This is a genomic window from Streptomyces sp. CA-288835 (genome assembly GCF_050936385.1).
Lineage (GTDB): Bacteria > Actinomycetota > Actinomycetes > Streptomycetales > Streptomycetaceae > Streptomyces.
Map to the genome: position 1 here is coordinate 2,078,613 of NZ_JBNJMW010000001.1, position 13,035 is coordinate 2,091,647.

Genomic DNA, 13,035 nt, shown 5'->3' on the forward strand with positions numbered 1-13,035 from the left:
AGGCATGACAACCACCACCACCGGTGGCGCCCGTCCGGGCGCCACCGCGCCACCCGGCCCCACGGCAAAAGCGAAGGCGAAGGCGAAACGTGACAGGCACGGGGTGCGAGGCAGCACCGGCACCTTCTGGCTCTTCGCGGGTCCCTTCCTGGCCGGTCTCCTGCTGTTCGTCTACGTGCCGGTCGGCTGGAGCTTCTACCTGAGCTTCTTCCAGGCCCAGAACACGGTCACCCCGACGAAGTTCGTCGGCCTGGACAACTACAAGGACATCCTCACCGAAGGGCCGTTCACCGAGAGCCTGTGGACCTTCACGATCTTCGCGCTGATCGTCGTCCCTCTCACCTACGTCCTGGCTCTGGCGCTCGCGCTGCTCGTCCACCGCATCCGCGTCGCCCGTGCCTTCTTCCGCTCGGTGTTCTTCATACCCACCGCGTGCTCCTACGTCGTGGCCTCGATGGTGTGGAAGCTGTCGATCTTCAACGGGGTGCGCTTCGGTCTCGCCAACACCGTCCTGGGCTGGTTCGGGATCGAACCCATCGCCTGGATCGGCACCGTCTCCCCGCCCTGGTACTGGATGGTGCTGGTCACCCTGCGGCTCTGGCTCCAGCTGGGCTTCTACATGATCCTCTTCCTGGCCGCCCTCCAGCAGATCCCCAAAGAACTGTACGAAGCGGCCTGGACGGACGGCGCCCGGCCCGGCTGGCAGACCTTCCGGCACATCACCCTGCCGCAGCTGCGCACCACCTCGGTCGCCGTGGTGCTCCTCATGCTGATCGCGGCCTACCAGGCGTTCGACGAGTTCTACAACCTGCTGCCCAACACCCCTTACGCACGGCCGCCGTTGGTCTACCTCTACTACACGGCCCTCGGGCAGGGGCAGGACTTCGGCCACGGCAGCGCCGGGGCGCTGGTGCTGTCGGCACTCATCACGATGGTCACGCTGCTGCAGGGCAGGATCTTCGGCTTCGGAAAGGCGGACCGCTGATGGCCACCTCCTCCACCACCCTTGTCCGCCGCCGTCCACGCACGGTGCGCGAACGGGCCGGCAGCGTCGCCGTCTACACCGTCGCCGTCGCCGCAGCGCTGCTGTTCCTGATCCCCTTCTACCTGCTGATCCGCAACAGCCTGTCCACCGACGCCGACATCACCGGGGCGAACTGGAAGTTCTTCCCGACCACGCTGCACTGGGAGAACATCCCCGAGCTGTTCAACGACCCCGCGGTTCCCATGGCGCGCAGCATGTGGAACTCGCTCGTCGTCGGGGTGCTCGGCACCGCCGGGCAGTTGCTGCTCTGCTCCCTGGCCGGCTACGCGCTCGCCCGCGTCCCGTACCGCCACGCCAACAAGATCTTCTACGCGGTGCTGGCCACCCTCATGATCCCCAGCGCGGTCACCTTCGTGCCCAGCTTCGTCCTCGTGTCGTCACTGGGCTGGGTCTCCAGCCTGCAAGGTCTGATCGTGCCCGGCCTGTTCAGCGGCTTCACCGCCTTCCTCTTCCGGCAGTACTTCCTCGGCTTCCCCAAGGAACTGGAGGAGGCCGCCCGGATCGACGGTCTCGGCAGCTGGGGCACGTACTGGCGGATCGTCGTCCCCAACTCCCGTGGCTTCTTCTCGGCGATCGCGGTGATCACCTTCATCACCAACTGGAACGCCTTCCTGTGGCCGCTGGTCATCGGCCAGGACCAGTCCAGCTGGACGGTGCAGGTGGCCCTGTCGACCTTCACCACCGCGCAGACCATCAACATCCACGAGCTGTTCCTCGCCGCCACCGTGTCCATCCTGCCGCTGATGCTCGTCTTCCTCTTCCTGCAGCGATACCTGGTCGAAGGCGTCGCGCACACCGGCATCAAGGGCTGACCGCTGCCCAGCCCGGCGACCGTACAGAACGCCCCCTCCTCGCACCGATCCATCCCGGAGTGACCCATGCCCAACGCCGCCAGCCACCCGCCGCTCGCAGGGGCCATACATCTGGACCCCAACTTCACCGTCGGCGAGGTGAATCCGCGGCTGTTCGGATCCTTCGTCGAGCACCTCGGCCGCTGCGTCTACACCGGCGTCTTCGAACCGGACCACCCGAGCGCCGACGAGGACGGACTGCGCACCGACGTCCTGGCCCTGATCCGCGAACTGGGCGTCACCATGGTCCGCTACCCCGGGGGCAACTTCGTCTCCGGTTACCGCTGGGAAGACGGAGTCGGCCCGGTGGAGCAGCGGCCCCGCCGACTCGACGGCGCCTGGCGGACCGTCGAGACGAACCGGTTCGGGCTGAACGAGTTCATGCGCTTCGCGGCCAAGGCCGACGTCGAGCCGATGCAGGCCGTCAACCTCGGCACCCGCGGCCTCCAGGAGGCACTCGACCTGCTGGAGTACACCAACCATCCTGACGGCACGGCCTTCTCCGAGCTGCGCCGCTCGCACGGCGTGGACAAGCCGCACGGCATCCGGCTGTGGTGCCTGGGCAACGAGATGGACGGCCCCTGGCAGCTCGGCCACAAGAGCGCCGACGAATACGGCCGCCTCGCCGCCGTCACCGCCAAGGCCATGCGCGATGTCGACCCCGGTCTGGAACTGGTCGCCTGCGGAAGCTCCAACCGCTCCATGCCGACCTTCGGCGCCTGGGAGGCGACGGTCCTGGAGCACACGTACGACCTCGTCGACTTCATCTCCTGCCACGCCTACTACGAGGAGAGCGACGGCGACGTCGACAGCTTCCTCGCCTCGGCCGCCGACATGGAGGCCTTCATCGACGGGGTGGTCGCCACCGCCGACCACATCGGGGCCAAGCGCCACTCCGGCAAGCGGATCAACCTCTCCTTCGACGAGTGGAACGTCTGGTACCAGAGCCGGCCGGTCAACAACACCGACACCCCGGACTGGAGCGTGGCCCCGCGCCAGCTCGAGGACGTCTACACCGTCACCGACGCCGTCGTGGCCGGCAGCCTGCTGATCACCCTGCTGCGCCACTGCGACCGCGTCACCGCGGCCTGCCTCGCCCAGCTGGTGAACGTCATCGCCCCCATCATGACCGAGCCCGGCGGCCCGGCCTGGCGGCAGACCATCTTCTACCCCTTCGCCGACGCGGCCCACCACGGCCGCGGCCAGGTGCTCCGGCTCGCCCTGGACAGCCCCGTCCACGACACCGCCCGCCACGGCGAGGTGCCCCTGCTGCACGCGACCGCCGTCCAGCAGGAGGACGGGACGCTCACCGTCTTCGCCGTCAACCGGGACACCACGAGGCCGCTCGAACTCACCGTCGACCTGCGGGCGTTCAGCCCGGTGGCCGGGCAGGTGACGCACACCGCCCTGGCCGACCCCGACCGCCACGCGGCCAACACGCTCCAGCACCAGGACCGCGTGACGCCGAAGCCGGTGACCGGCACCGTCACGGACGGCGGACGGCTGAGCGCCCTGCTGCCGCCGATGTCCTGGAACACCATCACCATCCCGCTCGCCCCCTGAGCGGCCCCACGATCCCACCGCTCGACCCACAACCCGCACAATCCCCGGACCTCAACGGAGAGGTGAGACCATGCCCGACACCACATCGCACCGCACACCGATACCGCGCCCCCGATGGCGGACCACCCTCGTCGCGTTCCTGACCCTGCTCGGCGGCCTCGCAGCCCTGCTGGTACCCGCCACGCAGGCACAAGCGGACACGGTGACCTTCACGACGGGCGCCAAACGAACCGACCAGAACGGCAACACCCTGCAGTTGCACGGCCTCGGCATCGTCAAGGTCGGCGACACCTGGTACGGCTTCGGCGAGGACAAGACCGGCAGGAACTCGACGGACACGTCGTTCCAGAACGTCAGCTGCTACTCCTCGACCGACCTGGCGAACTGGAAATTCGAGCGTCAGGCCGTGAGTCGGCAGGCCAGCGGTGACCTGGGCCCCAGCCGCATCGTGGAGCGGCCGAAGGTCATCTACAACAAGTCGACCAGCACGTACGTGATGTACATGCACATCGACAGCCCCAACTACGCCGAGGCCAAGGTCGGTGTGGCCACGAGCAGCACGCCGTGCGGCCCGTACACCTACCGGGGCAGCTTCCGGCCGGAGGGCAACCTCAGCCGGGACATCGGCCTGTTCCAGGAAACCGACGGCACCGCCTACCTGATGAGCGAGGACCGCAACGCCGGCCTGCGCATCTACAAGCTCTCCGCCGACTACCTCTCCGTCGACAGCGCGGTGGCGGTCCTGGGCAGCACCGGCAGCGGCAACGTCGAGTCGCCCGCCATGATCAAGAAGGACGGCAGGTACTACGTCCTCGGGTCCCGCCTGACGGGCTGGAGGCTGAACGACAACGTCTACGCCACCGCCACGTCACTGAGCGGGCCATGGTCGGCGTTCCGGAACTTCGCGGCTCCCGGCACCAACACCTATGGCAGCCAGACGGCGAACATCATCACCGTCCAGGGCACCGCGGGCACCACGTACATCTACGCCGGTGACCGCTGGGACACCTCCAACCTGGGCGAGTCGAAACTGATCTGGCTGCCGCTGACCATCCGGGGCACCACGGTGAACCTCGGTCAGTACCCGACCTGGTCCCTCGACGTGGACGCGGGCACGTGGAAGGCCGACAGCGGGCTCCCGTCGGAAGGGGTCCACACGCTGAAGAACGTCAACAGCTCGATGATGATGGACGTCTCCAGCGGGTCCACGGCAAACGGCGCCAAGATCATCCAGTGGACGTCCAACGGCAGTACGAATCAGCAGTGGACCCTCAAGCGGGTGGCGGACAACATCTTCACGCTCAGGAGCGTCAAGAGCGGCCTGTGCCTGGACGTCCCGGACAAGTCGACCACCGCCGGCGTCCAGTTGCACCAGTGGCCCTGCAACGGCGGGACGAATCAGCAGTTCGCCCTCGACCTGACCGGCACCACCACAGGCAGCAACTACATGCTGGTCGGCATCGGCAGCGGCCTGCACATCGGCGTCGCGGGCTCGACCACCCGAGGAGCGGCGGTTGACCAGGAGCTCGGCGGCAGCGCGAGCCCCAGCAGCCAGACCTGGACCCTCTCCTGACCGCGTGCCCCGGCCGCCCTGCCATCGAGCGGGCCGCCGGGGCACGCCCCATGCGGGGGATCACCTCACGGGCCGGTGCGGACCAGGACGCTGTTCCGCCCCGCCTGCCCATGACTCCCCACACCATCCCAACTCCCGCACCCCCCACAGCTCTCAGCAGACAAAGGAGTTTGCGCAATGGACCGCTCCATCGACCGCAGACGCTTCCTGACCGCCGCCGCACTGACCGCCGGAGCGGCCGCCCTCCCCGGCGGTTTCCTCTCGGGAAAGGCCGCGGCCGTCCCGCCGCAGATCACCGTCCCCGACCGCGGCATCTACGACACCTCCCCCGCCTCCTCCTGGACCGACGGCTTCCTCACCGGCAACGGCGAGTACGGCGCCACCCTCCACGGAGCGGCCACGCTGGAGAAGGTGGTCTTCAACTACCACCGACTGGTGCTGCCGAACGGCACCCACACCACGAAGCCACCCGTGATCTCCGGCCGCTTGGAAGGCGTACGCGACAAGGCCCTTGCCGGGGACTACTCGGGCGCCAACAGGGACTTCGCCTCCGGGTGGTCGCTGCGCTGGACGCAGACCTACCACCCCGCGTACGAACTGCACATCGCCACCCCGGGCATGACCACGGTCAACAACTACGGCCGGGTCAACGACTTCCGCACTGGCGAGGTCAGCTCCAGCTGGACCGACCAGTACGGCACCTGGACCCGCAGGGCCTTCGTCTCCCGCGCCGACAACGTGATCGTCCAGGAGCTGGTCCCCGCGCCCGGCCGCACGGTCGACACCACCCTGAGCGTCAACACCGCGCTCGACGGGGTGCCGAGCAGCGTCGGTTTCACCACGCGTGCCACCACGAAGGACGGATCGGGCTACCTGAACCTGCGCGGCACCTACCCGTCCGGGCAGGGCGCCTTCGGCTACGAGGGAGTCACCCGGGTCGTCGCCACGGGATCGGGGGCCTCCGTCAGCGTCCGCGGCTCCACCATCGTGGTAGCGAAGGCGGCCAGGGTGATCCTGCTGACCAAGCTGGACCGCTACGACTCCGCCACGGACTGGAACTCGGAGCCGCTGCACGCCCGGTTGGCCGCGCTCGGCACCGACTACACGAGGCTGCGCTCCGCGCACACCGCCCTCCACACCGAGCTCTACGACCGCTCCCGCCTCGACCTGAACGTCTCCGCCGCCGACCGCAAGCTCTCCGTCAGCGAGCTGATAACCCGCCAGAACGCGAACCGCAGCGTCATCGACCTCGCCCTGCTGGAGCGCCTCTACGACTCCGGCCGCTACTTCTTCATCAGCTCCAGCGGCGTCCTGCCGCCCCGGCTCACCGGCATCTGGACAGGCTCCTGGAACGGCGCCTGGGCCGACGACTTCACCACCGACGCCAACGTCAACCTCCAGGTCGCGGGCGGCAACATCCTCGACACGACCGAGGCCATGGAGGGCTACTTCGACCTGATCCTCGGCCAGCTCGACGACTGGCGCACCAACGCCAAGAACCTCTACGGAGCCCGCGGCTTCCTCGCCCCGTCCCGCATGGACGGCGAGCACGGCCACATGCTCCACTTCAACAACGGCAACTTCCCGGGCCACACCTGGACCGGCGGCGCCGACTGGCTGCTCTACCCGCTCGTCGAGTACTACGAGGTCACCGGCGACCAGGCCTTCCTGCGCGACAAGCTCGGTCCCGCCCTGATGGAACTCGCCCTGTTCTACGAGGACTTCCTCACCCGCACCGACTCGGGCGGCAAGGCGGTCTTCGTGCCGTCCTTCTCCATGGAGAACTCCCCCGGCAACACCGGCGTGTGCCTGTCGATCAACGCCACCGGCGACATCATGGCCGGCAAGCACGCCCTGCAGGCCGCCATCGACGCGGCCAACACCCTCGGCGTCGAACAGGGCGGCGGCCAGGGAGTCGCCCGCTGGACCGCCCTGCTGAAGAAGATCCCCGACTACCGTGTCAACGGTGACGGCGCGCTCGCCGAGTGGTCCTGGCCGAGCCTGACGGACCGCTACAACCACCGCCACATCCAGCACCTGTACGGCGCCTGGCCGCTGCACGAGATCAACCCCGAGGACGAGCCTTCCCTCGTCCGCCCGGCGCTCAAGGCCCTCGACAAGCGCGGCGACCAGAACATCTCCGCCCACGGCAGCCTCCACCGCGCCCTGGCCGGCGCCCGGCTCAAGGACGGCGGCAAGGTCTACGACAACCTGAAGAAGATCATCGGCAACAACATGGTCTTCAAGTCGCTGATGACCTCCCACAACCCGAACCTCGACATCTACAACGCCGACGCCGCCAACGCCTTCCCCGGTGTACTCGCCGAGGCCCTGATCTACTCCCGCCCCGGCGTCCTGGAGATCCTCCCCGCCCTCCCCGACCAGCTGGCCAAGGGCTCCCTCACCGGCGTACGGGCACGCGGCCGCATCCGAGTCCACACCTTCAGCTGGGACTTGTCCGCCCGTACCGCCACCCTGTCCGTCACCTCGGCCGTCAACCAGGACGTCACCCTGATCAGCCGCCGCGGCATGACATCGGTGACCACGTCGGCGACCGTGGCTTCCTCGCCCCTGGGCACCCACGCACGCAAGGTCACGCTGGCCGCCGGGCAGCGCACGAACATCACCGTCTCGCTGCTGAGCGGCTGGTTCCGGCTGGTCAACCGGCGCAGCGGCAAGGCCCTGAACGTCTCCGGCGCCGACACGGCCAACGGCGCGAAGATCGTCCAGTCGACCTCGGCGGGTGCCACCAGCCAGCAGTGGCGGTTCCTGCCCAACGCCGACGGCTCCTTCCGCCTCGCCGCCCGCCACAGCGGCAAGGTCCTCGACAGCCCCGGCGGCTCCGCCCAAGGCGCCCAGCTCGTCCAGTGGCAGGACGCGGGCAGCGACAACCAGCGCTGGAGGCTCGTCGACGCGGGCGACGGCCACTACCGGCTCGTCAACGTCCGCAACGGCTGGTGCGCGGAGGTCGCGGACGGCTCCACGACCGACAACGCCCGCGTCATCCAGTGGCCCGCCGGTACCGGCACCAACCAGCAGTGGAGTCTCGACGCCCTGTGACGGAACGGTGCGGCAGCGGCTGGCCGAGGCGCAGCGATAGCCGGACATGATCCGGCTATAGCTGCGCCTCGCCATGTGTTGCGGACACCCTCGTCGGCGACGAAGCGCATCCTCCGTACGACCGTCCCCCACTGCCCATGCAGATCCCCTCGGGTGAGTGGACGGCCGGGCGGCTGCCGCTGCGTCAGTACGACGATCTCGGCGCCCTGAGTGCCTGCGCGTCCACGACGAAGTCACCGTCGTGGACGGCGAGTTGACCGACGCCGATCCATCGCCGCCTACCGTACCGGCGACAACCCAGGGGCGCGGGGAACTGCGCGAGCAACCACAACGAACCCGCAGCCGCGACACGCAGTGTTACCCACCACCCCCGGCGGGGCTGGGGGCGCAGCCCCCAGCCTGGCGGCAGGACGCGGACCTCACGCCCGCACCTCACAGCAGCGTCGGTGCGTGGAACTCCCCCAGACCCGACTCCAAGTCCCGGTCCAGCCAGTAGCGGCGCGGCTCCACGAGCATGACGTCGACGCTGACGGCGAGGATGCCGGGGATCTTGGCCAGCTCGTGGTCGATGAAGTGCGCCACGGCGGAGCGGTCGGTGACCAGGCCGGTGGCGAGTACGGACATGTCGCTGGCTACGTGTGCGGCGAGGCGGGTCTGCGGGAGCCGGTCGATACGGCGCATGACGTCGGGGGTCTCGCCAGGGGCGACCCGCAGGCGGAGCATGAACGGGGTCTGGAAGCCGAGCCATTCCGAGACGATCTCCAGGCGTGGCTTGACCCATCCCTCGTCGAGGACCCGGCGGACGACGCGGTGCGCGGTGGAGGTGGCCAGGCCCGCGGCTCGGGCGATGCTCGCGGCGGATGCGCGGCTGTCCTGCATCAGCTGGGTGACGACGGTGCGTTCGGCCTCGCTGAGCGGCTTGGCGGGGGGTGTCGCGGTCGCGGTGCCCTCGGGGCGGCCGCCGGCGAGTTCGAGCAGGTCGGCGCGTTCGGCGTCGGTGAGGAACTGGGGGTCCCAGGTGTGGCCCCGGCGATGGGTGCTGAGGGCGGGCAGCGCTTTGACGCGGCGTACGCCGGGGACGGAGAACATCCGGTCGATCGCCTCGCTGGTGGCCGCCTCCGAGGGGGCGTGGACGACGGCGTAGAGGGGGTGGTCGCCGGAGATCTGTGCCAGGAGCTGGAGGTGGGGCATGTCCTGGAGCCGGCGGAGGACGGCGAGCGGAGTCTCGCCGGAGATGTCCAGGAAGACGTGGACCGGCATCGCCGTGGAGTGCATGCCCCAGTCGGCCTGTCCGATCACGCGGATCATCCGGGCCTCGTACAGCCGGTCGTAACGGCGTTTGAGCGTGCTGGGGTCGGCGGAGAGGATTCCGCCGATGTCGTCCCAGGTGGCGCGGGGTGCCGGGTGCAGCGCTCCGATGAGGCGACGGTCGAGATCGTCGAGGAGAGGGCGGCTCATGGTGTCCCACCTTAGACCGCCGAACCTTGCCGGTTAATCCCACTGTTACATCCAGGTACTGGAGAATCTCTCACTCTGATGTCATTGTTCGCAGGAACATCCCTCGAATGTACGAAGGTGTACCGATGAGTGCCACCTCCGCTCAACCTCAGCCTCAGCCGACCGAGCCACAGTCGAGAGCCCTGCGAGCCGCGTTCCGCGGGTTCGCCGCGATCGAGAAGGTCGGCAACAAACTCCCCAATCCCTTCTGGCTGTTCTGGATCCTCGCGGGGGTCGTCGCCGTCCTCAGCGCCGTACTGGCGGCGGTCGACGTCAGCGCCGTGCACCCCGGCACGGACGAGACCATCAAGGTGGAGAACCTGCTCAGCAGGGACGGCCTGACCATGGCGGTCGAGGGGGCCGTCGACAACTTCGCGGCCTTCCCGCCGCTGGCCACCATCCTCACGGTGATGTTCGGCATCGCCGTCGCCGAGAAGAGCGGACTGTTCTCCGCCCTGCTGCGCCGCATGGTCGCGCGGGTGCCGGGCAAGTACCTCACCTTCGCGCTGTCGATGACGGCCATGGTCAGCCATGTCGCAGGCGACGCCGCCTACGTCACCCTCATCCCGCTCGGCGCGCTCATCTTCCGTGCGGCGGGCCGCAGTCCGGTGCTCGGCTGCATCGTCGCCTACGTCTCGATCTCCGCCGGCTACGACGCCTCCCCCTCGCTCACCACCACCGACGTACTGCTGTCGGGGATCTCCACCGCCGCCGCCCACACCATCGACGCCGACTACGTCGTCACCCCGGTGGCCAACTACTTCTTCGGGCTCGGCTCGTCGGTCCTCGTGGCCCTGGTGATCACACTCGTCGTCGACAAGGTCCTCGCCCGCCGTACGGACCTGGAGCCCGACGAGCCGGTCTCCGCGTTGAACGCCGACGAGCTGGAGGCGATCGAGGTCACCCCGCAGCAGCGCCGTGCGCTGCGGGTGACCGGGCTGGTCGCGCTCGGCTTCATCGTGTTCCTGGTGGTGGCCATGATCCCCGCATCCTCACCGCTGCGCGGCGAGCACGGCGGCATCGTCGACTCCGTGCTCATCGGCGGGATGGCACTCGTCCTGGGCCTGTTCTTCGCCGTGCTCGGCACCGTCTACGGCCGGATGACCGGTACCTTCTCCTCCTCCCGCGACATCATCGCCGCGATGGCCGAAGGCACCCGCTCGATGGCGCCGATCCTCGTCCTGTTCTTCGCGATCTCCCAGTTCCTCGCCTACTTCAAGTGGACGAACATCGGCAACATCCTCGCCGTCAAGGGCGCGGAAGTGCTGCGTGACCTGGACATGAGCGGATGGACCGTGCTCGTCGGCATCGCCGTGCTGATCACGTTCATGAACCTCGTCATCACCAGCGGCTCCGCGCTGTGGGCACTGGCCGCCCCCGTCCTCGTACCCATGCTGATGCTCATCGGCATCGACCCCGAGACCACCCAGGCCGTCTACCGCGTCGCCGACTCGGTCACCAACTGCGTCACCCCGATGAGCCCGTACTTCGTGATGGCGCTGGGCTTCATCCAGCAGTACCGCAAGTCCGCCGGCATCGGCACCCTGGCCTCCTTCACGATCCCGATCGCCGCCGTCGTCTGGGTCGTCTGGATCGCGTTCTTCGTGGCCTGGTACCTGCTGGGCATCCCCTTCGGCATCAGCTGACCTCGCCCTTCTGCCAGGAAACGCCACCCCCCACCTTCGTACTTCGTACGAGAAATACGAGAAAGCAGACAGAGCAGACCATGAGTGCATCACCCGCGTCACCCGCATCGCCCGCTGCCCTCGAACTCACCGCCCGCGCCCAGGAGTTCGCACCGGAGATCGTCACGGACATCCTGACCCTCGTCCGCCATGAGACCAGCAGTTACGACCTGTCCGGCCTCGCCGCGGGCCTCGACCTCCTGCGCGAGGTGGCCGTCCACCGGCTCGGCCGGCCCGACCACGAACAGCGCCACCCCGGCGGCGAGTTCGGGGACACGCTCACGCTGACCTACACCGGCACCGGTACCGGACACGTGGCGCTCGTCGGGCACTACGACACCGTGTGGCCGACCGGCACGCTCGCCGGATGGGAGCCGCCGGAGGTGTCCGAGGACGGTCGGGACAAGCTCAGCGGGCCCGGCATCTTCGACATGAAGACCGGTCTGGCCCAAGGGATTTGGGCCCTGAAGCTGGCCCGGGAGAGCGGCGTACGCGTGCCCACCGTCACCTTCCTCTTCAACGGCGACGAGGAGATCGGCTCGCTGTCCTCGCGGCCGGTGATCGAGGAGGTCGCGCAGAAGGCCGACGTCACGCTGGTGCTGGAGCCGACCGCCCATGGCGCGGTCAAGACCACCCGTAAGGGTTCCGGGATCTTCCGGGTCACGGCCACCGGCGTCGAGGCGCATGCCGGGCTCGCGCCTCAGGACGGGGCGAGCGCGATCACCGCGCTGTCCGAGTTCGTGGTCGCCGCCGCGGCCGTCGCCGACCCCGCGAGGGGGACAACGGTCAACACCGGCCTCGTCAAGGGCGGTTCCGGTACGAACGTCGTCGCCGGACAGGCCACCGCCGCGATCGACATCCGGGTCAGCAGCAAGGCCGAACAGGACCGTGTGGACGCCGAGTTCGACGCCATCAAGGTCAGCGACCCCCGCGTACGCATCGACATCGACCACGCCTGGAACCGGCCGCCGATGAACCTCAACGCCGCCTCCGCCCCTCTCCTCGACCTCGCCCGCGAAGTCGCCCGCGAGCAGGGCCGCGACGGCTTGCCCGACGCCGCGGTCGGCGGTGCGAGCGACGCCAACTTCGTTGCCGCGCTCGGGTTGCCGGTGCTGTGCGGGATGGGCGCGGTCGGGGACGGGGCCCATGCCCAGGGTGAGTTCGTCTACCTCGACACGGTGCCCACGCAGACGGCCCTGGTCGCGGGGCTGTTGGGGCGACTGGCGGAGCCGCCGAAGGGCTGAGGGGCTGAGCCGGGGTGCACGACGCCGCCGTCCGACCGGCGTTACGGTTCGGGACGTGACCACCTTGCTGATCGTGCATCACACGCCCTCGCCGAACTGCCAGTCGATGTTCGAAGCCGTCGTGTCCGGTGCGACGGACCCGGAGATCGAGGGCGTACGGGTCGTACGGCTCGCCGCGCTGGCCGCGACGGCGTCGGACGTACTGGCCGCGGACGGGTATCTGCTCGGCACTCCGGCCAACCTCGGCTATATGTCCGGCGCCCTCAAGCATTTCTTCGACCAGGTCTATTACCCATGCCTGGACACGACACGAGGGCGTCCCTTCGGCTTCTACGTGCATGGCGGAAGCGACGTGACCGGGGCCCTGCGCGGGATCGAGTCGATCACGACGGGCCTCGGCTGGCGCCGCGCGGCCGAGCCGGTCACCGTCACCGGTGAGCCGGGCAAGGCCGACATCGAGGCGTGCTGGGAGCTTGGCGCGACGGTCGCGGCAGGGTTGATGGACTGACTTGATGGA

General features: G+C 68.8%; 9 protein-coding genes. 8 read left to right on the plus strand and 1 reads right to left on the minus strand.

Annotation, left to right across the window (positions count from 1 at the left end; translation table 11 throughout):
* Positions 1-4 precede the first annotated feature (4 nt).
* The 5 genes from ACQEVY_RS09420 to ACQEVY_RS09440 all read left to right on the plus strand — a co-directional run bounded on the left by ACQEVY_RS09420 (position 5) and on the right by ACQEVY_RS09440 (position 8,092).
* Entirely contained in the window at positions 5-985 is a 981-nt protein-coding gene (locus ACQEVY_RS09420; RefSeq protein WP_432946759.1) for a carbohydrate ABC transporter permease, read from the plus strand.
* Entirely contained in the window at positions 985-1,857 is an 873-nt protein-coding gene (locus tag ACQEVY_RS09425) for a carbohydrate ABC transporter permease (RefSeq protein ID WP_432946761.1), read from the plus strand. The genes ACQEVY_RS09420 and ACQEVY_RS09425 overlap by 1 nt, the downstream gene beginning before the upstream one ends.
* A 66-nt stretch (positions 1,858-1,923) precedes the next feature.
* Entirely contained in the window at positions 1,924-3,459 is a 1,536-nt protein-coding gene (locus tag ACQEVY_RS09430) for an alpha-N-arabinofuranosidase (protein ID WP_432946763.1), read from the plus strand.
* A 70-nt stretch (positions 3,460-3,529) separates the two neighbouring features.
* Positions 3,530-5,032, plus strand: a complete 1,503-nt coding sequence (locus ACQEVY_RS09435; RefSeq protein WP_432946765.1) for an RICIN domain-containing protein — start codon at positions 3,530-3,532, stop codon at positions 5,030-5,032.
* Between the two features lie 177 nt (positions 5,033-5,209).
* Entirely contained in the window at positions 5,210-8,092 is a 2,883-nt protein-coding gene (locus ACQEVY_RS09440; RefSeq protein ID WP_432946767.1) for a glycosyl hydrolase family 95 catalytic domain-containing protein, read from the plus strand.
* A gap of 432 nt (positions 8,093-8,524) precedes the next feature.
* Here the strand turns inward: ACQEVY_RS09440 and ACQEVY_RS09445 are convergent, their stop codons facing one another.
* Entirely contained in the window at positions 8,525-9,550 is a 1,026-nt protein-coding gene (locus ACQEVY_RS09445; RefSeq protein WP_432946769.1) for an AsnC family transcriptional regulator, read from the minus strand.
* Positions 9,551-9,675: 125 nt separating this feature from the next.
* Between ACQEVY_RS09445 and ACQEVY_RS09450 the strand changes: the two genes are divergently transcribed.
* The 3 genes from ACQEVY_RS09450 to ACQEVY_RS09460 all read left to right on the plus strand — a co-directional run bounded on the left by ACQEVY_RS09450 (position 9,676) and on the right by ACQEVY_RS09460 (position 13,026).
* The gene (locus ACQEVY_RS09450) at positions 9,676-11,235 is read left to right on the plus strand and encodes an AbgT family transporter (protein WP_432946771.1); all 1,560 of its coding nucleotides are present in this window, start codon (positions 9,676-9,678) and stop codon (positions 11,233-11,235) included.
* Positions 11,236-11,315: 80 nt separating this feature from the next.
* Positions 11,316-12,518 carry a M20 family metallopeptidase gene (locus tag ACQEVY_RS09455; RefSeq protein ID WP_432946773.1) on the plus strand — a complete coding sequence of 401 codons (1,203 nt, stop codon included), beginning with the start codon at positions 11,316-11,318 and terminating at the stop codon, positions 12,516-12,518.
* 55 nt (positions 12,519-12,573) lie between these two features.
* Positions 12,574-13,026 (plus strand): flavodoxin family protein, encoded by a 453-nt coding sequence (locus ACQEVY_RS09460; protein WP_432946775.1) that lies wholly within the window; start codon positions 12,574-12,576, stop codon positions 13,024-13,026.
* The last annotated feature ends 9 nt before the right edge of the window (positions 13,027-13,035 follow it).

Bases quoted from the DNA above. Each gene is read 5' to 3' on its own strand.
- ACQEVY_RS09445 (WP_432946769.1), bottom strand. From the start codon at position 9,550: ATGAGCCGCCCTCTCCTCGACGATCTCGACCGTCGCCTCATCGGAGCG.
- ACQEVY_RS09425 (WP_432946761.1), top strand. From the start codon at position 985: ATGGCCACCTCCTCCACCACCCTTGTCCGCCGCCGTCCACGCACGGTG.
- ACQEVY_RS09450 (WP_432946771.1), top strand. From the start codon at position 9,676: ATGAGTGCCACCTCCGCTCAACCTCAGCCTCAGCCGACCGAGCCACAG.
- ACQEVY_RS09430 (WP_432946763.1), top strand. From the start codon at position 1,924: ATGCCCAACGCCGCCAGCCACCCGCCGCTCGCAGGGGCCATACATCTG.
- ACQEVY_RS09435 (WP_432946765.1), top strand. From the start codon at position 3,530: ATGCCCGACACCACATCGCACCGCACACCGATACCGCGCCCCCGATGG.
- ACQEVY_RS09455 (WP_432946773.1), top strand. From the start codon at position 11,316: ATGAGTGCATCACCCGCGTCACCCGCATCGCCCGCTGCCCTCGAACTC.
- ACQEVY_RS09420 (WP_432946759.1), top strand. From the start codon at position 5: ATGACAACCACCACCACCGGTGGCGCCCGTCCGGGCGCCACCGCGCCA.
- ACQEVY_RS09440 (WP_432946767.1), top strand. From the start codon at position 5,210: ATGGACCGCTCCATCGACCGCAGACGCTTCCTGACCGCCGCCGCACTG.